General features: G+C 64.7%; 19 protein-coding genes. 11 read left to right on the plus strand and 8 right to left on the minus strand.

The annotated features are described in order from the left end of the window. Positions 1-303: 303 nt before the first annotated feature. On the plus strand, positions 304-1,086 hold the full coding sequence (locus tag AKG11_RS00360; RefSeq protein WP_050742578.1) for a hypothetical protein: 783 nt from the start codon (positions 304-306) through the stop codon (positions 1,084-1,086). Positions 1,087-1,132: 46 nt separating this feature from the next. Here AKG11_RS00360 and mscL read toward each other — a convergent pair whose 3' ends face one another. Continuing rightward, positions 1,133-1,573, minus strand: a complete 441-nt coding sequence (mscL, locus tag AKG11_RS00365; protein ID WP_050742579.1) for a large conductance mechanosensitive channel protein MscL — start codon at positions 1,571-1,573, stop codon at positions 1,133-1,135. A 185-nt stretch (positions 1,574-1,758) separates the two neighbouring features. Here mscL and AKG11_RS00370 point away from each other — a divergent pair, with 185 nt between their 5' ends. Beyond that, positions 1,759-5,250 carry a PAS domain-containing hybrid sensor histidine kinase/response regulator gene (locus AKG11_RS00370; RefSeq protein WP_023516638.1) on the plus strand — a complete coding sequence of 1,164 codons (3,492 nt, stop codon included), beginning with the start codon at positions 1,759-1,761 and terminating at the stop codon, positions 5,248-5,250. A gap of 3 nt (positions 5,251-5,253) precedes the next feature. On the opposite strand, the gene AKG11_RS00375 is transcribed toward AKG11_RS00370, so the two are convergent. Further along, on the minus strand, positions 5,254-5,907 hold the full coding sequence (locus AKG11_RS00375; protein WP_023516639.1) for a response regulator: 654 nt from the start codon (positions 5,905-5,907) through the stop codon (positions 5,254-5,256). Between the two features lie 69 nt (positions 5,908-5,976). Further along, positions 5,977-6,405 carry a hypothetical protein gene (locus tag AKG11_RS00380; protein WP_023512399.1) on the minus strand — a complete coding sequence of 143 codons (429 nt, stop codon included), beginning with the start codon at positions 6,403-6,405 and terminating at the stop codon, positions 5,977-5,979. A gap of 109 nt (positions 6,406-6,514) precedes the next feature. Between AKG11_RS00380 and AKG11_RS00385 the strand changes: the two genes are divergently transcribed. The 3 genes from AKG11_RS00385 to AKG11_RS00395 all read left to right on the plus strand — a co-directional run bounded on the left by AKG11_RS00385 (position 6,515) and on the right by AKG11_RS00395 (position 8,283). Then, a complete protein-coding gene (locus AKG11_RS00385) occupies positions 6,515-6,862 on the plus strand; it encodes a DUF952 domain-containing protein (protein WP_023512400.1) in 348 nt (115 codons plus the stop codon). Further along, positions 6,862-7,947 (plus strand): quinone-dependent dihydroorotate dehydrogenase, encoded by a 1,086-nt coding sequence (locus AKG11_RS00390; protein ID WP_050742580.1) that lies wholly within the window; start codon positions 6,862-6,864, stop codon positions 7,945-7,947. Before AKG11_RS00385 ends, AKG11_RS00390 begins: the two co-directional genes overlap by 1 nt. Positions 7,948-8,085: 138 nt before the next feature. Beyond that, positions 8,086-8,283, plus strand: coding sequence for a DUF2934 domain-containing protein (locus AKG11_RS00395; protein WP_023512402.1), 198 nt, complete (start codon positions 8,086-8,088; stop codon positions 8,281-8,283). A gap of 22 nt (positions 8,284-8,305) precedes the next feature. Here the strand turns inward: AKG11_RS00395 and AKG11_RS00400 are convergent, their stop codons facing one another. Genes AKG11_RS00400 through AKG11_RS00410 form a run of 3 tightly spaced genes read right to left on the minus strand, consistent with a single transcriptional unit; the run spans position 8,306 to position 10,484 of the window. Then, a complete protein-coding gene (locus AKG11_RS00400) occupies positions 8,306-9,667 on the minus strand; it encodes an MATE family efflux transporter (protein ID WP_245290110.1) in 1,362 nt (453 codons plus the stop codon). A 59-nt stretch (positions 9,668-9,726) separates the two neighbouring features. Further along, entirely contained in the window at positions 9,727-10,215 is a 489-nt protein-coding gene (locus tag AKG11_RS00405) for a CAP domain-containing protein (RefSeq protein WP_050742582.1), read from the minus strand. A gap of 2 nt (positions 10,216-10,217) precedes the next feature. Further along, positions 10,218-10,484 carry a DUF6460 domain-containing protein gene (locus tag AKG11_RS00410; RefSeq protein ID WP_023512405.1) on the minus strand — a complete coding sequence of 89 codons (267 nt, stop codon included), beginning with the start codon at positions 10,482-10,484 and terminating at the stop codon, positions 10,218-10,220. Between the two features lie 144 nt (positions 10,485-10,628). Here AKG11_RS00410 and AKG11_RS00415 point away from each other — a divergent pair, with 144 nt between their 5' ends. From AKG11_RS00415 to AKG11_RS00440, 6 genes are all read left to right on the plus strand, one after another. Next, positions 10,629-11,570 (plus strand): methyltransferase domain-containing protein, encoded by a 942-nt coding sequence (locus AKG11_RS00415; RefSeq protein WP_050742583.1) that lies wholly within the window; start codon positions 10,629-10,631, stop codon positions 11,568-11,570. Positions 11,571-11,635: 65 nt separating this feature from the next. Continuing rightward, positions 11,636-12,271: a YitT family protein gene (locus tag AKG11_RS00420; RefSeq protein WP_023512407.1), complete on the plus strand. Its 636-nt coding sequence runs from the start codon at positions 11,636-11,638 to the stop codon at positions 12,269-12,271. A gap of 55 nt (positions 12,272-12,326) precedes the next feature. Next, positions 12,327-14,852 carry a ligase-associated DNA damage response DEXH box helicase gene (locus tag AKG11_RS00425; RefSeq protein ID WP_050742584.1) on the plus strand — a complete coding sequence of 842 codons (2,526 nt, stop codon included), beginning with the start codon at positions 12,327-12,329 and terminating at the stop codon, positions 14,850-14,852. A 30-nt stretch (positions 14,853-14,882) separates the two neighbouring features. Continuing rightward, positions 14,883-15,608, plus strand: coding sequence for a ligase-associated DNA damage response endonuclease PdeM (gene pdeM / locus AKG11_RS00430; protein WP_050742585.1), 726 nt, complete (start codon positions 14,883-14,885; stop codon positions 15,606-15,608). A 120-nt stretch (positions 15,609-15,728) separates the two neighbouring features. Next, entirely contained in the window at positions 15,729-16,235 is a 507-nt protein-coding gene (locus AKG11_RS00435; protein WP_050742586.1) for a winged helix-turn-helix transcriptional regulator, read from the plus strand. Between the two features lie 77 nt (positions 16,236-16,312). Beyond that, the gene (locus AKG11_RS00440; protein WP_023512411.1) at positions 16,313-16,753 is read left to right on the plus strand and encodes a universal stress protein; all 441 of its coding nucleotides are present in this window, start codon (positions 16,313-16,315) and stop codon (positions 16,751-16,753) included. Positions 16,754-16,756: 3 nt separating this feature from the next. On the opposite strand, the gene AKG11_RS00445 is transcribed toward AKG11_RS00440, so the two are convergent. Both AKG11_RS00445 and AKG11_RS00450 read right to left on the minus strand, forming a co-directional pair. Continuing rightward, entirely contained in the window at positions 16,757-17,551 is a 795-nt protein-coding gene (locus AKG11_RS00445) for a TIGR02186 family protein (protein ID WP_023512412.1), read from the minus strand. After that, positions 17,548-18,474, minus strand: a complete 927-nt coding sequence (locus tag AKG11_RS00450; protein ID WP_037405922.1) for a sulfite exporter TauE/SafE family protein — start codon at positions 18,472-18,474, stop codon at positions 17,548-17,550. The genes AKG11_RS00445 and AKG11_RS00450 overlap by 4 nt, the downstream gene beginning before the upstream one ends. Positions 18,475-18,978: the final 504 nt, after the last annotated feature.

The following is an 18,978-nucleotide window of genomic DNA, read 5'->3' on the forward strand; positions in this document are numbered from 1 at the left end:
GCACAAGAGCAGCACCGCCGCTGCGCGGACGCCTGCAACGGTTCGGCGGCATGAAAACCCGGAAATATCCGGGTTTTCATGCCGGTGGTGGCACTCCCGGGTCTCCCGGCTTTGCAAACCGTCGTTTATTTGTCATGGATGACGCCGCCGCCGGTCCCCTTTGTGCCGACGGTCATCGGGAACGGACTCGAGTACAGGTTGGCGGACCAGCAGACATTTCCACGACCGGTCTATGAACGGGGCCCACCCCGCGCGCGACCCCCAGCACCCTCGCTCCTCCAGAGGGCGCTCGACCTGGTGCCGATGCGCGACTTCGCGGCTGCGCATATCGGCTTCACCAGCCGGTTCAACCGCGCCGTCAAGCGTCTCGATCGCGAAGGAGGCCCCGCCATCCTCGCCGCCCAGGGGCACTTTCATTTCGGCGAACGGCTGGTCATCCCCATTGCGACCAGCCACCTGACCACGCGGCTGCGCGACAACATTTCCGATCGCGGGCGGCTACGCTGGATCGGCACGCACTTCCTCGACGGCAGCGACTGGAGCCGCATCGTCGAGCCGCTCGAAAAGTCCTCCTCCCATGTCGAGATCACCGAACTCTTCGAGACGCGGCAGGATTTTCGCGCAGGCGCGCGCTATCAGGCCTATGCCAAGCGCATCAAGGATGGCGCAACGGTCAAACGCAACCGCATTGCCATCGACACGATCGAAAAGCTCGACAATTTCTTCGAATATTACCTGGCACTCATCGCAGACATCGAGAAGAACGGCATCGTGCCGCATTCCGATCTCGGCCTGCTCGGCCAGACCGGCCGGCGCCATCGCTGGACACGCACGCTCTGGCAGGATCTCGCCGAGCGCGATATCGGCGTGGCGATCGACGCCGAGGGCCGCCTTGTCCGCCACACCAACGGCAAGCACCGCACGGCAGCAGCCGTTGCGCTCGGCATCGAGCGCATTCCCGTCGAAATCCGGCTGGTGCATGCCGGCTGGCTTTTGCGCCAGGGCAAACGGCTCGGCCTTTCACCGGCCGATGCGCTCCTCGCCACGCTCGAACAGGCCCGCGCTACGGGCTGGCCTCCAACGTAAAAGGCCCGGCGAACCGGGCCCTTCGTATCAATCGGCTCAGGATGCTTCAGGCGGCCGGACGGCTCTTCAGGAGATCGCGGATCTCGGTGAGAAGCAGCACGTCTTCCGGCGGCGGTGCGGGCTCGGCGGCACCGGCGGCCTTTTCCTTATCCAGCGACTCGCGCATGCGGTTCACGCCCTTGATCATCAGGAAGATGATCCAGGCGAGGATGAGGAAATTGATGAGCACGGTGATGAAATTGCCATAGGCAAAGACCGCGCCCTGCTCGCGGGCGGCGGCAAGCGACGTTGCCGTCACGTTGCTGGACAACGCGATGAAGTAGTTGGAAAAATCGAAACCACCCCCGGTCAATGCACCGACGATCGGCATGACCAGGTCGTTGACGACGGATTCGACGATCTTGTTGAAGGCCGCACCGATGATGACACCCACGGCGAGGTCCATGACATTGCCGCGGGCGATAAACGCCTTGAACTCATTGAGCATGAGGGTCTCCTGTTGCTGCGAAGCAAAGGCAACCTAGTTTAGTTTTTGCTGAGATGGAACTGCGTTCCATCAATATCTAGGGGTTTACACACCGGTCCTTTCCACACTCGACCTTCGACGCAATTTCCTTCCTCTCCGCTTTGGCCTATTCTCGCGTGAAAGGCCGAAGGACTGCGGGAGGAAGCATGCCGGGCTCGCTGATATTCGCCCTGGCGCTCGCCTATCTGCTGCTGCTCTTTGCGGTTGCAAGTTACGGCGACCGGAAGGCAAAGCGCACCGGCCGCACATCGAAGGGCCGGCCGCTGGTCTATGCGCTGAGCCTTGCGATCTACTGCACCTCCTGGACCTATTTCGGCGGCGTGGGCCTTGCCACGACCCATGGCCTCGAATTTGCGGGCATCTATATCGGCCCGATCCTGATGTTCACGCTCGGCATGCCGCTCATCCGCCGCATCGTGACGCTGGCCAAATCCGAACGCCTCACCTCGATCGCCGATTTCGTCGCCGCGCGCTACGGCAAGAATCCGGGCGTCGCCGCCGTCGTCGCCCTCATTTCGCTGATCGGCTACATCCCCTACATCGCGCTGCAATTGAAAGCCGTGTCCAGCTCGGTCTCGGCCATGGTCGATACGACCGGCTTCGGCATCGCCGCCTCCGGCGGCCTCATCGACCTGCCGCTGGTCGTCACGCTCTTTCTCGCGTGTTTTGCCATCGTCTTCGGCACGCGCCACACGGACGCAACCGAGCACCAGGACGGCCTCATCCTCGCCATCTCGATGGAATCGCTGGTCAAGCTCGTCGCCATCGCCTCGGTCGGCATCTACGTCATCTTCTTCATGTTCGACGGGCTCGGCGATCTCTGGCAGCGCGCGGCGGAGAACGAGCGCGTCATGCAGGCGCTGACCTACGAGACGCCGGTGGCACGGTGGATCCTGCTCATCGTGCTGTCCGCCTTCGCCATTGTGATGCTGCCACGCCAGTTCCATGTCACCGTGGTGGAGAACCGCACGGCAGGCGAGCTGCGCATGGCGGGCATCCTCTTCCCGCTCTATCTCGTCGCCATCAACCTCTTCGTGCTGCCGGTCGCCATCGGCGGCGTGCTCACCTTCAACGGCCAGGGCGATGCCGACCTCTATGTGCTGACCCTGCCCTTCGCACTCGACCAGCCGCTCCTGACGCTGGTTGCCTTCATCGGCGGCTTCTCCGCCGCCACCGCCATGGTCATCGTCGCCTCGGTGGCGCTCTCCATCATGGTGTCGAACGACATCGTCATCCCGGTCGTGCTCAGGCGCAGCCTCATCGGCGGTGTCGAGCAGCAGGACGACCTCTCGCGCATGCTGCTGCGCATCCGGCGCCTCGCGATCTTCTTCGTCTTGCTGCTGGGTTATGCCTATTACCGCGCCGCGACCGCCAATGCGGGCCTTGCCTCGATGGGCCTGCTCGCCTTCGCCGCAGCGGCGCAGGTCGCCCCGACGATGCTCGGCGGCCTCTTCTGGCGCAATGCCAATGCACGCGGTGCCATGGCCGGCATGATCTCCGGCCTCGTCGTCTGGGCCTACCTGCTGTTCCTGCCGAGCATCGGCGTCGCCGACAATGCCTATATCGCCGAAACGGTGCTCGGCTTCCTGTTTCCCGGCGCGACCATCTTCACCGGCGAAAACGCGGACCCGCTGGTCAACGCCACGCTGCTGGCCATGATGGTGAATATCGGCGCCTATGTCGTCGGCTCCCTCACCCGCAATCCGACCTCGCTTGAGCGGCTGCAGGCCGGCACCTTCATCCGCTCCAAGCCGCGCCTCGAGCGGGCCTTCCGCGGCCGACGCACCAAGGTGACGGTCAAGGACCTCAAGACGACCATCGCCAAGTATCTCGGCGAGGAGCGCATGCAGCGCTCCTTCCATACCTATGAGCGGCAGGTCGGCCGCTGGCTGGAAGACAACTCCCCCGCCGACGCCGCCATCGTGCATTTTTCCGAGCAGCTGCTCGGCAGCGCCATCGGCTCCTCCTCGGCCCGCCTCGTGCTGTCGCTCGTGCTCCAGCGCATCGACGATACGCCGACGGATACGGACTGGCTGCTCGACCAGGCCAGCGAGGCCCTGCAATACAACCAGGACATGCTGCAGACGGCACTCGGCCAGATGGACCAGGGCATCGCCGTCTTCGACAGCGCCGGGAACCTCACCGTCTGGAACCGCCGTTTCCGCCAGCTGCTCGACCTGCCGGAATATGTCGGCCAGGTCGGCTTCCCGCTTTCCGATATCGTGGAAATCCTCGTCGAGCGCGGCGACATCGCCGCGGAGGAGCAGGAGGCCGTGGTGACGCGCACCATGACCTTCGACGAACCCTTCGCGCTGGTGCTGTCCGGCGGCGAGCGCATCATCGAAGTGCGCACCAACGCCATGCCGGAAAAAGGCTTCGTTTCCACCTATACGGACATCACCGACCGGGTGGCGGCCGACCGGGCGCTGAAGCAGGTCAACGAGACGCTGGAACAGCGCGTCGCCCAGCGCACCATCGAGCTCACCCGCGTCAACACGGAACTCGCCGAAGCGCGCGCTGCCGCCGAGGAGGCGAACATCAGCAAGACGCGTTTCTTCGCCGCCGCCGGCCACGATATCCTGCAGCCGCTGAACGCCGCCCGGCTCTATTCGTCGTCCCTCGTCGAACGGCTCGGCGAGACGGAGAACCGCGAGATGATCCACAACATCGATTCCTCGCTGGAATCGGTGGAAGCGATCCTCGGCGCCGTGCTCGACATTTCCCGGCTCGACACCGGTGCGATGAAGGCGCGCGTGCAGACGGTACCGCTGAAGGACCTGCTGAAACGCATCGAGACCGATTTTGCGCCGATGGCGCGGGCGAAGAATCTGAAATTCACCGTGCTCCCCTCCTCGCTCGCCATCCGCACCGACCCGAACCTCCTGCGCCGCGTCGTGCAGAACCTCGTCTCGAACGCCATCAAGTACACCAATTCGGGCAAGGTCCTCGTCGGTGTCCGGCGCAAGGGTGGGCACGCCTATATCCAGGTGCTAGATTCCGGCATCGGCATTCCCGCCTCGAAATTCCGAACGGTCTTCAAGGAATTCGCCCGTCTAGACGAGGGCGCGCGTACGGCACCGGGCCTCGGGCTCGGCCTTTCCATCGTCGACCGCATCTCGCGCGTGCTGTCGCATCCGGTCGAACTGCAATCGACGCAGGGGCGCGGCACCAGCTTCAAGGTGCGCGTTCCGATCGATGCCGCCGCAAGCCGCCACGTCGCCGATAAACCCGCCGCTGTGCCCGTCAGTGACGAGCCGCTCAAGGGCCTTCGTGTCCTCTGCGTCGACAACGAGCCGAAGATCCTCGACGGCATGCGGCTGCTTCTCTCGGGCTGGGGCTGTACCGTCACGCTTGCCGAATCGGTGGCCGCGGTTGAAGCCTTGGCCGCAACCACCGTCGATGCCGTCATCGCCGACTACCACCTCGACGACGGCACAGGCATCGCCGCGATCGGAAAGCTTCGGGCAGCGCTTGGCCGCGAGGTTCCGGCCCTTCTCGTCACGGCCGACCGCACGCCGGACGTGCGCGCGGAAGCCGAACGCGACAATATCCTCGTGCAGAACAAGCCCGTGCGTCCCGCCTCCATGCGGGCCTGGCTGACGCAGCTTTCGACGACGCAGCGGGAGGCGGCGGAATAGGCCTCAGGCGGCGGCCTGAGCACTGCCGATCTTGCCGAGCTGGATGACCGCCTGGGTGCGGCTGTCGACATTCAACTTCAGGAGGATCGCCGAGACATGCGCCTTGATGGTCGCCTCGGAGACACTCAATTCATAGGCGATCTGCTTGTTGAGCAGGCCTTCGGCGAGCATGGCGAGCACGCGTGACTGCTGTGGCGTCAGCGTACGCAGCCGCGCGATGAGATCAGCAACCTCGCTGTCCTGCTCCGGCCCGCGCACATAGCCGCCGGGCGTATAGATGTTGCCTTCCAGCACCGAGCCAATGCCCTCGCGGATATCCTCGATGGAGGCGGATTTGGAGATGAAGCCGGAGGCGCCGAGATCGAGCGCTCGGCGGATGGTGGCCGGGTCGTCGCTCGCCGAGACGATGACGACCGGAAGGCTCTGGAATTCGGCCCGCAGCGAGATCAGGCCGGAAAGGCCGCTGACGCCGGGCATGGCAAGGTCGAGCAGCATGAGGTCGGCGTTCGGATTGCCGGCGGCGGCCTTGCGCGCCGCCTCGAAATCGCCGGCCTCGACGATGTCGGGATTGCCCGCCATTCCGGTCAGCGCCTGTTTCAGCGCACCGCGGAACAGCGGATGGTCGTCCGCGATGATGATCGTGAGTGCCGATGCCATGCGCTCCCTCCCAAGAGTAGACGGACCCGCGACGGACGCAACACGACCTCGGCCGGCGAAGGATGTCCGTTAGGTCTTTTGCGGGACCGCGTCTTTCCCGGGGGTGGTTTCCTCCTCACCCTCCTCCAGGTTTTTCACGATGCCCATGAACCTTTGCATCATCTTTTCCATGATGGTCATGGTCCGGTCAATCTCTTCATCCGTGGGTAGAGACGGTTTTGCGGTCGTCTCGCCCGTCACACCACCTTTTTCCAGCGCTTCGACACGCTTGGTGAGCAGGTCGAGCTCCTTTTCGAAGGCGGCGCGCTCATCTGCCGCCATGCGGCAGACGATCTGGCCCTCCTGCTCCCGGCACAGCGAAACCTCGCCCGTCGCCGTGTCGAGGCGGACAAAACCGCCGTCCGTCTTCTCCATGCGATAACGTCCCTCGCCCTCGGCCTGGGCCGAGCCCGCCACGAGGGCGACAACGAAGATGAAAGGCAGAGCGTGAATTCGCATGCAAAATCCTCCAAGAGCCGGTTTGCGGACCTGTCGCCGGTAGACATTCGCCGTTCTTTGCGGCAAGCGCTACCGTTGAAAAACAGCAGCCAGTGGAGGAACGGACGAGATGGCCAAAACAATCTACAAGATCGTTCCGGCAAGTCTGTGGCAGAAGGCGAAGGCGAACGGGATTTTCGAGGGCGCCGCCATCGACCTGTCCGACGGCTTCATCCACTTCTCCACCGCCACACAGGCAAAGGAGACGGCCGCCCGCCATTTCGCCGGCCAGGATGATCTCATTCTTGTCGCCGTCGATGGTGATACGCTCGGCGACACGCTCGTCTACGAACCCTCGCGTGGCGGCGATCTCTTCCCCCATCTTTATGCCGTCCTTCCGCTGTCCGCCGTGCTCTGGGAAAAGCCCCTGCCGCTCGGTTCGGACGGCGCCCACCAGTTTCCGGAGATGCCGCTCTGATGTCGCTCCTGTCCACGCTCGGCCGCAAGGGCCTCTTCCTCTTCGATCCGGAAACCGCCCATGGCCTCTCGATCGCCGCGCTGAAGGCCGGCGTCGTGCCAGCCTGCCCGGCCAAGGCCGATCCCCGCCTCGCGCAAACCGTCGCCGGCCTTGCCTTCCCCAATCCCGTCGGCATGGCCGCAGGTTATGACAAGAACGCCGAGGTGCCCGAAGCCCTCCTGCGCCTCGGCTTCGGTTTCACCGAGATCGGCACCGTGACCCCACGCGCCCAGGAGGGCAATCCGAAGCCCCGCATCTTCCGCCTGGTGCAGGACGATGCCGTGATCAACCGTCTCGGCTTCAACAATGCCGGCCATGCAGCGGCGCTCGAGCGCCTGAAGACCTGCCGTCGCGATGCGCTGATCGGCGTCAATATCGGCGCGAACAAGGACAGCGCCGACCGCATCGCCGACTATGTCGCCGGCATCCACACCTTTTACGACGTGGCGCGCTATTTCACCGCCAACATCTCCTCGCCCAACACGCCCGGCCTGCGCGACCTGCAGGCCAAGGAAAGCCTGCATGCCCTGCTGTCGGCCGTGCTCGCCGCACGCGCCGAGGAAGCGACGAGAAGTGGCCGCCAGGTGCCGGTCTTCCTGAAGATTGCGCCCGACCTTACCGAGGAGGGTCTCGACGACATCGCCGAGGTCGCCCTCGCCCATCCGCTCGACGGCCTCATCGTCTCCAACACGACGCTGTCGCGAGTTGGCCTCAGCGACACGCGCCAGGCCGGTGAAGCAGGCGGCCTTTCCGGCAAGCCGCTCTTCGAGAAATCTACCGTGGTGCTCGCCAAGATGCGTCGGCGCGTCGGCGAAAACCTGCCGATCATCGGCGTCGGCGGCGTCTCCAGCGCCGAGACGGCGGCGGAGAAGATCCGCGCCGGCGCGAACCTCGTGCAGCTCTATTCCTGCATGGTCTATGCCGGCCCGACCCTGCCCGGCGAAATCGTGACCGGTCTCTCGCGCATTTGTGATCGCGAGCAGATCGCCTCGATTTCCGCGCTTCGTGGCACGCGCACCGCCCACTGGGCCGAGCGCGCCCTCTGAGCGCCACACGGGAACCATAGTCGTCCTTGAGGGTTTCGTTCCTGCGGGTGGAGTGTTCGGCAAAAGCTGATTCGCATCGACGGTAGCCTGCACCGATCCCGCCTATAACGGCCAAAAAGGCCAGGAAGGGACGATACCATGGACGACCACGACGAACGGATCCGGCAAAGGGCCCACGAAATCTGGGAAGAAGAAGGCCGCCCGGAAGGCCGTGAATATTCCCACTGGCTGCGCGCCAGGGCCGAAATCCACGAAGAGGATGGCGGCGGCCCGGCCCGGCCCGAAAGGCCCTGGACGATAGCAGGTCTCGGCATCGGCCTCATACAGCCGGTCTGACGATCAACATCCGGGTCGGGGATCAGCTCCGGCCCGGCCTGGAAAACTGCCGTTCTGCAAGCCCCGGCAGGCGCAGAGCCAGGAAAATGCCCCGAAAGGCAAGAAACAGGTTGAGCGACAGCCAGAGCCCGTGATTGCCTAAAAGCGGCACGAAGACGGCAAGCGACAGCAGATACCCGACAAAGGCCAGCAGCATCATGTTGCGCATGGCCGTCGACCAGGTCGCACCGATATAGACCCCGTCCATCTGGAAGGCGAGAGCACCGACAACCGCCGTCAATGCGGCCCAGGGCAAATACTTCGCCGCCTCCACCTGCACGCTTTCTGTGGTCGTCAGCAGGCCGATCACATCCGTTCCAAAGGCGAGGAAGAGCAGCGTGGTGACGAAGCCGAGGCCGAAGGACCAGAACACGGTGAGCTTGACGGCCCGGTCGAAGGCCGGACGGAAATTCGCACCGAAGGCCCGGCCGACGAGCTGTTCGGCGGCGTTGGATAGACCGTCGAGATAATAGCCGGCGACGAGGAAGATGTTCATCAGCACCGCATTGGCCGCCAGCATCAGCGGACCGAACGAGGAACCGATGCGCGTCATGATGGCGAAGGAACCGATCAGCACGAAGGTCCGGATCATGATGTCGCGGTTGAGCGAGAACAGGGCCCGAAGCCTATCCCGGGCAAGGACCTCCGCACGGGAAGGCCGGTACGCCCGGTTGAAACGGGAGACGACGATGGAGAATCCGGCAAGCGCACCGATCGCCTCGCCGGCAAAGGTACCCCAGGCGATGCCGGCAATGCCCCAGCCGAACCAGAGGCCAAGCACGATCGACAACACGATATTGGTGCCGTTGATGATGGCCTGCAGCATCAGCCCCATCAGGCTCTGCCCGCGGCCGAGCACGAAGCCGAGCAGGGCATAGTTGGCGAGCGCCATGGGCGCGGCAAGCACGCGGATCATGAAATAGGTCGACGTCACCTCCGCGACGCCGGGCGACGGCGCCATCAGGAAGACACCGGCGGACAGCAGGAGCGGCGACAGCAGGGCTATGGCGAGCCCGCAACAGAGCGCGATGACGAGTGCGCGCCAATAGACCGCCTGCTCTTCCCTTGGATCGCCGCGGCCGAAGGCCTGGGCGACGAGGCCGGTGGTGGACGCGCGCAGGAAGTTGAAACTGCCGAGCAGAAGGTCGAAGAGCACGGCGCCGATGGCAAGGCCTGCCAGCGCATCCGCAGAACCGAGCCGTCCGGCGACAGCCGTATCGGTCAGCCCCATCAGCGGCGTCGTCAGGAAGCCGAGCGTCATCGGGATGGCGATCGACAGCACGAGCCGGTGCGTCACCTCGAAGGGGCCGGCTCCCTCATTGCCGTTTGCGGTCGCTGCACTCACGATCCTTCCCCCTTACGCCACCCCAACCTGCCACTCCCCCGAGCGACCGGCCGGCTCTTTCAGCTTGACAACACCATCGCCCAGTAGGGCCGGTTGCCGGACGCCGGATTGGAGACGACCGCGACGCCCAGCCCGCGGTAGTTCGCCCCCAGCATGTTTTCCAGATGTTTCGGCGAACGATACCAGGCCTCGAAGGCTTCGGCCGCGTTGTCCTGGCCGACGGCGATATTCTCCGCTGCCGGCAGCGGCACCTCCATACCCTTCATGCGCTTCAGGAAATTCGCGCCGAAGCCGATATTGTGTTCCATCTTGCCCGCACTCGCCATGCGGCTTGCCTGGTCCATGGCCGCACGCTGCGCCGCCGTGTCGAGCGATAGCGGCACAAGGCCGCGCTCGGCCCGGATCTTGTTGACGAAGGAGAGCGAAGCCGGCGTCTGGTCGCTACCGGTGCCGGCCGAAGGGCTCAGCACGCTGGTGGTGGAACAGCCCGCAGCCAACATGGCGACGGAGGCCGCGGAGGCGGCAAGAAAGGCGCGACGGGATACCATGATCAGCGACGATAGCTCAGAACACGGATGAGGATGAAGACAGGCACCACGATAACGGCGCCGAGCAACAGGTAGTCGCCCAGCCGGCCGAGCGTCTTGAAGCCGGTATTCCAGAGGTCGACGATGAAGTCGCGGACGGCAAAGAGGATATCGTCCGGATAGAGCCCGAAGATCGACATCAGGAAGCCCACGGCCACCGACAGGATCAAGAGCTTGATGATCACGCGGATCGGTGTATCGCCGAGGAACCCGTTCACGCCATTCGACATCAGTTGATTCTCCAAAAACTCGTGTCCACTCCAGATAAGCCGTCACCGGTTCCGCGGCAAGCAAGGCGTCCCCGCGAGAATTCGCTTGCCTTTTGCCGCGGCCCTGCCATGTAGCGCCGTCTGTTTTCCCGTTTCCGAGCCCCCATGACGAGCCCGCACTTCTCCTCCGGCGATCTCATCGCCGACCGCCGCGCCGATTATGCCCGCATGTTCGCGGAATCGGGCGAGTTCGCGGAGGCTGCGGAACTCATGGAACAGGCGCTCGAACAGGTGCCCGCCTGGGCTGCCGGCTGGTTCCGGCTCGCCGAATATGCGGAGAAATCGGGCCGGAAGGAGGCGGCGGCCGCCGCCCTCGCGAAGGTTGTCGCCCTCGACCCGGCCGACATCTTCGGCGCCGGCCTGAAACTTGCCGTGCTGGGCGTTGCCGAAACGCCCGCCGCGCCGTCCACCGCCTATGTCGAGCGGCTCTTCGACGACTATGCCGACCGCTTCGACACCGCTCTCGTGCAGCGGCTCGACTATACGGTGCCGCAGACACTCGCCCGGCTGGTGCGCCGGCATGCGGGCGAGGATGCGCATTTCGGCCTCGTCTCGGATATCGGCTGCGGCACCGGCCTCTTCGGCGTGGAACTGCGCGCCAGCGCCGGGCGGCTCGAAGGTTTCGACCTGTCCGCCGGGATGCTGGCCAAGGCGGCGGAGAAGGCGGTCTACGACCATCTCGCGCAGGCGGACCTGTCTTTGCCCGCCGAAAAGAGCGGGCTTTTCGCCGCTGCGCCGGAGGAGCGGGCCGACCTCGTCAGCGCGGCCGACGTGCTGATGTATCTCGGCGACCTCGCCGAGGTCTTCCCGAGCGCCGCACGCCTCTTGAAGGCCGACGGCCTCTTCGCCTTTTCCGTCGAGGATGGCGGGATGGACGACACGCCGCTGCTGCGCCCGTCGCTGCGCTATGCCCATCCGGAACGCTTCATCCGCAAAAGGGCCGAGGAGAACGGCCTTGCCATCCTCGCCATGGAGAAGAGCGTGATCCGGCAGGATGCCGGCCAGCCGGTGCATGGGTTGCTCTTCCTTGCGAAGCGCGAGGCTTAGCCGAAGGCAGCGCTTGCGCCGAACATGGCGCCCTATACAACAGAAGAAACCCTCGGAGATCTGGCATGGACGGCGACAAACGGCGTTTCGGCTTCTGGAACCCCACCCCCACCCGCCATACGCCGCTGGAAGACGCGCAGGGCCTGTTCGCCAGCAGCATGATTGCTGCGCTCGGCCTTGCCCTGATGGGCAGCGCCGGACTGGTGGCGAGCGGCACCGCCGGCGTCGCCTTCGTGCTGCATTACCTGACGGGCGTGAGCTTCGGCCTCTATTACACCGTCGTGAACATCCCCTTCTACGTCCTCGCGCTGAAGCGCCTCGGCTGGGCCTTCACGATCAAGACGGTGCTGGCGGTGACGATGACCTCGCTGATCACCGAGCTGCAACCGCATTTCGTGACCATCGAGAGCATTGACCCGATGTGGACGGCGGTGCTGGCGGGCATCCTGCTCGGCTTCGGCCTGCTCGGCCTCTATCGCCATCGCGCCAGCCTCGGCGGCATCGGCGTTCTCGCCGTCTACATGCAGGAGCGTTTCGGTATCCGTGCCGGTCTCGTGCAGCTCGCCTTCGACGTCGTCGTGCTCATCGCGGCTTTCTCGGTGGCCGCGCCCTTCATCGTGCTCTGCTCGGTGGTCGGCGCGCTGGTGCTCAACCTCTTCCTGACGGTCAATCACCGCGCCGACCGCTACATCGCCATGTGAGGCTATTTTTCCAGAGACCGCTTCACATTCGACCAGCGGTCACTAGCTTAGGCCGGTGAGCATCATCGATTCTGCCGCCGACCCCAGCCTCCTGCCCTCCACCTTCGCCGCCTGGTTCTCGGCCAAGGGATGGCAGCCGCGTGCGCATCAGATGGAGCTGCTCACGCGGGCGACGGCGGGCGAAAGCCTGCTGCTCATCGCCCCGACCGGCGCCGGCAAGACGCTCGCCGGCTTCCTGCCGGCCCTTACCGACCTCACACGCCGCGGCAGGATTCCGCCCGGCAGCGCCTTCACCGGCATCCACACGCTCTACATCTCGCCGCTGAAGGCGCTCGCGGTCGATATCGAGCGCAACCTGATGAAACCCGTCGAGGAGATGGGCCTGCCCATCACCATCGAGACGCGCACCGGCGACACACCGCAGGCCAAGCGCCAGCGCCAGCGCCTCAATCCGCCCGACATCCTGCTGACGACGCCCGAGCAGGTCGCCCTGCTCATCGCCAACGGCGAAGCGCCGCGCTTCTTCAAGGACCTGAAATACGTGATCTTCGACGAGCTGCATTCGCTCGTCACCTCCAAGCGCGGCCATCTCCTGTCACTGGGGCTCGCGCGGATGCGGCAGCTTGCGCCTGGCCTTCGCACCATCGGCCTGTCGGCCACCGTCGCCGAACCCATGGATCTCCGCCGCTGGCTGGTCGAGCAGCGGCCGGGCGAGGCGCGGCATGCCGGCCTCGTCACGGCGCCGGGCGGGGCGCGGCCGATCATCACCATCCTCAAGAGCAAGGAGCGCGTGCCGTGGTCCGGGCACTCCGCAAAATATGCGATGCCCGAGGTCTACGAGGCGATCCGCGACCACAAGACCTCGCTGCTCTTCGTCAACACGCGCAGCCAGGCGGAAATCCTCTTCCAGGAGCTCTGGAACATCAACGAGGACACGCTGCCGATCGCTCTGCACCACGGCTCGCTCGATGTCGGTCAGCGCCGCAAGGTTGAAGCCGCCATGGCGGAAAACCGCCTGCGCGCCGTTGTCGCCACATCGACGCTCGACCTCGGCATCGACTGGGGCGACGTCGATCTCGTCATCCATGTCGGCGCGCCGAAGGGCGCCTCGCGGCTTGCCCAGCGCATCGGCCGCGCCAACCACCGCATGGACGAGCCGAGCCGGGCGATCCTTGTACCCGCCAACCGCTTCGAGGTGATGGAGTGTCAGGCGGCACTCGACGCCAACTATCTCGGCGCGCAGGATACGCCGCCGGTGGGCGAAGGCGCACTCGACGTTCTCGCCCAGCACGTCCTCGGCATGGCCTGCGCCGCGCCCTTCGACGAGGATGTGCTTTTTGCCGAGATCACCGCCGCCGCACCCTATACCGATCTGCCCCGGGAAAAATTCAGCCGCATCGTCGCCTTCGTCGCCACCGGCGGCTATGCGCTGAAGACCTATGAGCGCTATGCCCGCATCCGCAAGACGCAGGACGGGCTGTGGCGCGTCTCCAATCCACAGGTCGCCCAGCAATACAGGCTTAATCTCGGCACGATCGTCGAAATGCCGATGCTGAACGTGCGCATGGTCAAGCGCGGCGCCAAGGGCGCGATCGGCCGTGGTGGCGCCTCGCTCGGCAAGGTGGAGGAATACTTCCTCGAAATGCTAGCGCCCGGCGATACTTTCCTCTTTTCCGGCAAGGTGCTGCGCTTCGAGGGCATCCGGGAGAACGAGTGTCTCGTTTCCCAAGCGTTTTCGCTCGACCCGAAAGTGCCGGCCTATGCCGGCGGCAAGTTCCCGCTCTCCACCTATCTCGCCGATCAGGTGCGCGGCATGCTGGACGATCCCGACCGCTGGGGCGGCCTGCCCGAGCAGGTGCGCGACTGGCTGGCCTTGCAGCGGGACGTCTCCGCCCTGCCGAAACGCGACGAGCTGCTCATCGAGACCTTTCCACGCGGCAGCCGGCACTACATGGTCGCCTATCCGTTCGAAGGGCGGCTGGCGCACCAGACACTCGGCATGCTGCTGACGCGCCGGCTGGAGCGGACCGGCCGCCGGCCGCTCGGCTTCGTCGCCACGGACTATTCGCTTGCCGTCTGGGCGCTCGACGACCTCGGCTACAGCTTTGCCGTGGAACGCCCATCGCTGGCAGAGCTCTTCGACGAGGACATGCTGGGCGACGACCTCGAAGCCTGGCTCGACGAAAGCTTCATGCTGAAGCGCACCTTCCGCAATTGCGCCGTGATCGCCGGACTTATCGAGCAGCGCCACCCGGGCAAGGAAAAGACCGGACGGCAGGTCACCGTTTCCGCCGACCTGATCTACGACGTGCTGAGAAGCCACGAGCCAGACCACATCCTGCTCGAAGCCACGCGCAACGATGCGGCGGCAGGGCTTTTGGATATTCAGCGATTGGGCGATATGCTGGCACGAATCAAGGGTCACATCACCCATCGTCGGCTCGACCGCATCTCACCGCTCGCCGTGCCGATCATGCTGGAAATCGGCAAGGAACCGGTGGCGGGCGAGGCACAGGATTCCCTGCTGGCGGAAGCGGCGGAGGACCTGATCGCCGAGGCGATGGGCGAGGCCGTTATCTGAAGGTCCATCTAGAGGGATTGAACGACAGGCATGCAGAGGCTCGCGCTGGCATCGGCGAAGATCGAGGATTTCGGCGCCGTTTCGGCCCGCACCGTTGTGGCGGGCGTCGAAGCGGTGTGTGATCCGCTGGGCGCGCTCTACCTGCCGGAAACCCGCCTTCTCGTCGTCTCGGACCTGCATCTGGAAAAGGGCGCCGCCTTCGCACGGCGCGGCATGATGCTGCCGCCCTACGACACGCTCGCCACGCTCAAGGTACTCGAAGCCGTCATCCTCAGACACGATCCGGCGATCGTCGTCAGCCTCGGCGACAATTTCCACGACCGCGTCGGTTCGGCCCACCTGCCGGACATGTTCCGCACGAAGATCGCCGATCTGGCACGCGGGCGTGACTGGATCTGGATCAACGGAAACCACGATCCCGACGGGACGGTGGACCTGCCCGGCCAGTCGGCCGACGAGCTGCACTATGCGGGTCTTGTCTTCCGGCACGAGCCATCACTGATTTCACCTGCCGGCGAGATTGCAGGGCACCTCCATCCGGCCGCCACCGTCATCCGCCGGGAGAAGGCCGTGCGCCGACCCTGTTTTGCGACCGACGGGCGACGCCTGCTGATGCCCGCCTTCGGCCTGATGACGGGCGGGCTCGACCTGCGCCACAAAGCGATGACCGGCCTTTTCGAGCGGCCAAACCTCGTCGCCCACATGCTCGGTCGCGATCGCATCTATTCCGTACGCTTCGCCAACCTTGTCGGCTGAGCGCCCCGGCGTGCCAACACCGCGCGCGTTTCGCACTGCGGCTTCACACCGGACATGATCTCAGCGGCTTGATGGGTGCCCGGACCGCTTGTAACATGCAAGCAGTTCCTGGAGAGCCCGATGAAAGACCCCCGCCGCTCCGGCTGCCCGATCAACCTGACGCTTGAAATCCTCGGCGACCGCTGGAGCCTGATCGTGCTGCGCGACATGATGTTCGGCAACCGTCGCCACTTCCGCGAGCTCCTGACGAAATCGGAGGAAGGCATCGCCTCCAACATCCTGGCGGACCGGCTGCGCCGCCTCGTCGAGGAAGGCATCGTCAGCAAGGCGGACGATCCGAGCCACAAGCAGAAGGCGCTCTACAGCCTCACCGAGATGGGCATCGCTCTTGTGCCGGTCTTCGCCATGATGGGTGCCTGGGGCCGGCGCTTCCTGCCGGTGACGGAGGACCTGTCGATCCGTGCGGAACTGCTGGAAGAGGGAGGCCCACCTCTGTGGGAGGCCTTCATGGAGGAGCTGCGCGCAATCCACCTCGGCGCGCCGCGCCCTGCCCGCTCGGTCTTCAACGAGCTGCAGACCGCCTATACGGCGACAGTTGCCCGCAACATGGCTGCAACCAGCGCTTGACGAAAGCGTTGCGGTTGATTTCCATCAAGGCAGCGCCGGACGCCGGTTCTAGTCTGGGCAAAAAAGGAGGCTGCACCATGTACAAGCATATCCTCGTTCCCACGGATGGGTCCGACATGTCTTCCGCCGCCATCGACCAGGCGCTCCAGCTCGCCAAGACGCTCGGCGCCAGGGTGACGGTTTTGACGGTAGCCGAACCGCTGCACTTCCTTCCCGTGACGCCCGGCGCGACCGTCAATCTCAGGACGGATTACGAAGCGCATGTGAAGGAGGATGGCATCCGCATCCTCGGTGCAGTCGAGGCAAAGGCGAACACCGCCGGCGTGGCAGTGGAGACACTGCAGGTGACGGCGGGCGATGCCTGGCAGGCGATCGTCGACACTGCCAAGGCAAAGGGCTGCGACCTCATCGCCATGGCCTCGCACGGCCGGCGCGGCGTCAGCGCCTTCCTGATGGGCAGCGTCACGACGAAGGTACTCAGCCACGCCAAGGTGCCTGTCCTCGTCTACCGCTCCTGACGCTCAGTCCTTGCGGAAGACGACGCTGGCGAGCCAGCCGGTCAGCAGCGCAAGGATGACGGAGAAGGCACCATAGGCCAGCGAGTTGTTGTAGGCGGCATTGGAGATCATCTGCTCGATGCCCGTCTTCATCACACGCAGCGGCAGCGCCTTCTCGGCGATGAAGACGCCGTCACGGAAGAGGTGCGCCCGCACGACATGGGTGCCGTTCGGCACGCTGGCCGGCAGCTTGACCGTTGCCTTGAACAGGCTCGCGCTGATGAACTGTACGCCGCCCGGGTCGCGCTGGTAGAAGCCGCCGCTTTCCTTGAGGCGCCGGAAGGCCTCGCGGAATTCCGTGATTTTGCTGCCGTCGCCGACATAGCCGATCGGCGACAGGCGGATATGCTGGATGCCGACGCCGACGCCGTTGAGCATGGCCGGTTCGGCAATCGTCTCCACGTCCCGGGTACTCGACAGCGAATAGGATTCCGGCACAAGCTCGAAGGTCATCGAGCGGCGGTTGACCCAGATGCCGAAGACCCGCTCCTTGACGCGCACCGTATTGTTGTCCTTCGGCCCTTCCAGCGCCACGACGATATCATATTTGCGCTGGGCGAGCAGAGACGGATCATAGCCTTCGATGGCGCCGAAGATCGTCAGATCCGCGCCGCGGAAATCCGAGGAGATCGCAATCTCGTCCGTGGAGATGCCGATCTCAAGCTTTTCCGGGAAATCGACCGGCTTGTCTTCCAGCACCTGGGCGGCGGCGGGAAGGACGAGGAACAGGCCGAGGAGCAGGGCAGCGACGGCTCTCATCGATAGACCCCCTCGCTCACCACGGAATAGATATCGGCCGGCGCAACGACGAGATCGACGGCAAGGCGGGCCCCGACGGCGAGGACGAGCAGCGCCAGCAGGGCGCGCAGCTGTTCGCCGCGCAGCTTCTGGCCGACGCGCACGCCGTACTGCGCGCCGATGACGCCCGCCACCATCAGGATGAAGGCGAGCACGATATCGACCGAGTAGTTCGTGGTCGCCTGCACGATCGTCGTATAGGCCGTGACGAAGATGATCTGGAACAGCGAGGTGCCGACGACGACATTGGTCGGGATGCGCAGGAGATAGATCATGGCCGGCACCATGATGAAGCCGCCGCCGACACCCATGATGGACGTGAGGATGCCGATGCCGAAGCCGAGGCCGACGACCGGGATGATGGACAGGTAGATCTTCGACTTCTTGAAGCGCATCTTCAAAGGCAGGCGATGCACCCAGCTGTGCTGGCCGGGCCGGCGCAGCGAGACCGGCTGGTTTTTCGCCGCGCGGCGCAGCGCCCGGATGCTTTCAAGCAGCATCAGGGTGCCGACGGTGCCGAGCAGCACGACATAGAGCAGCGAGATGACGAGATCGAGCTGGCCGATACTGCGCAAGAGCGAGAAGATCCAGATACCGACCGTGGCGCCTGCCAGGCCGCCGAAGAGCAGCACCGTGCCAAGCTTCACATCCAGCGTGCCGCGCCGGAAATGCGAGAGCGCGCCCGATATTGAGGAGGCGACGACCTGGTTGGCGCCCGTCGCAACGGCGACAATCGGCGGGATGTTGTAGAAGATGAGGAGTGGTGTGATGAGGAAGCCGCCGCCGACCCCGAACATGCCGGAGAGGAAGCCGACGGCCGCGCCCATGCCCAGAATGATGAAAATGTTCACCGAGAGCTCTGCAATGGGCAGATAGACAGTCACAACAATACCCCGATCGGCAAATTTCCGCTTGCGCGGGCTCATAACATCCGGCGGCCGCTGTCCGTTTCGCCTGCCGTCGCGGCTCCCCTCCGGCAGGCTGCGCATATACGGAAGCGCCCCGCCGCATGAAGGAGAGCCCCTCCGGCGGCCGGTTGCGCCTTGCATCACGCAAGGATCGGTCACGGGGCGCTGCCTTCGGGCGCACCCTGTTCATTTGTACAGTTCCGGACGCAAAACCGCGTTTTGCATGCCAGCTGGAACTGCGCTTGCCACCTTCTTCAATGATAACGTTTCTCGAGCGCGTATCATCTTGGGGCGGCATGAAAATTTCTACCGCATCATTCCTGAAATCGGGGCCGATTTAAGGATGAAATCCTGCGGCAAATACAAAATGCCACAGCGTCCGTAGCACATCGTGAACGGTGTGCCGCGCTGTGGTGAGCGTCATGCCCGCAGGGTAGGGACAAGTCAACCGGAGAAGCCGTTTTCGAGGCCCCTCCGGCA

This window comes from Shinella sp. SUS2 (assembly GCF_001262505.1).
Lineage (GTDB): Bacteria > Pseudomonadota > Alphaproteobacteria > Rhizobiales > Rhizobiaceae > Shinella.

Excerpts from the sequence above, each read along its gene's own strand:
- AKG11_RS00360 (WP_050742578.1), top strand. The coding sequence starts at position 304 with ATGCGCGACTTCGCGGCTGCGCATATCGGCTTCACCAGCCGGTTCAAC.
- AKG11_RS00445 (WP_023512412.1), bottom strand. The coding sequence starts at position 17,551 with ATGAGAGCCGTCGCTGCCCTGCTCCTCGGCCTGTTCCTCGTCCTTCCC.
- AKG11_RS00370 (WP_023516638.1), top strand. The coding sequence starts at position 1,759 with ATGCCGGGCTCGCTGATATTCGCCCTGGCGCTCGCCTATCTGCTGCTG.
- AKG11_RS00390 (WP_050742580.1), top strand. The coding sequence starts at position 6,862 with ATGTCGCTCCTGTCCACGCTCGGCCGCAAGGGCCTCTTCCTCTTCGAT.
- AKG11_RS00380 (WP_023512399.1), bottom strand. The coding sequence starts at position 6,405 with ATGCGAATTCACGCTCTGCCTTTCATCTTCGTTGTCGCCCTCGTGGCG.
- AKG11_RS00405 (WP_050742582.1), bottom strand. The coding sequence starts at position 10,215 with ATGGTATCCCGTCGCGCCTTTCTTGCCGCCTCCGCGGCCTCCGTCGCC.
- AKG11_RS00385 (WP_023512400.1), top strand. The coding sequence starts at position 6,515 with ATGGCCAAAACAATCTACAAGATCGTTCCGGCAAGTCTGTGGCAGAAG.
- AKG11_RS00395 (WP_023512402.1), top strand. The coding sequence starts at position 8,086 with ATGGACGACCACGACGAACGGATCCGGCAAAGGGCCCACGAAATCTGG.
- pdeM (WP_050742585.1), top strand. The coding sequence starts at position 14,883 with ATGCAGAGGCTCGCGCTGGCATCGGCGAAGATCGAGGATTTCGGCGCC.
- mscL (WP_050742579.1), bottom strand. The coding sequence starts at position 1,573 with ATGCTCAATGAGTTCAAGGCGTTTATCGCCCGCGGCAATGTCATGGAC.
- AKG11_RS00415 (WP_050742583.1), top strand. The coding sequence starts at position 10,629 with ATGACGAGCCCGCACTTCTCCTCCGGCGATCTCATCGCCGACCGCCGC.
- AKG11_RS00435 (WP_050742586.1), top strand. The coding sequence starts at position 15,729 with ATGAAAGACCCCCGCCGCTCCGGCTGCCCGATCAACCTGACGCTTGAA.
- AKG11_RS00375 (WP_023516639.1), bottom strand. The coding sequence starts at position 5,907 with ATGGCATCGGCACTCACGATCATCATCGCGGACGACCATCCGCTGTTC.
- AKG11_RS00440 (WP_023512411.1), top strand. The coding sequence starts at position 16,313 with ATGTACAAGCATATCCTCGTTCCCACGGATGGGTCCGACATGTCTTCC.
- AKG11_RS00420 (WP_023512407.1), top strand. The coding sequence starts at position 11,636 with ATGGACGGCGACAAACGGCGTTTCGGCTTCTGGAACCCCACCCCCACC.
- AKG11_RS00410 (WP_023512405.1), bottom strand. The coding sequence starts at position 10,484 with ATGTCGAATGGCGTGAACGGGTTCCTCGGCGATACACCGATCCGCGTG.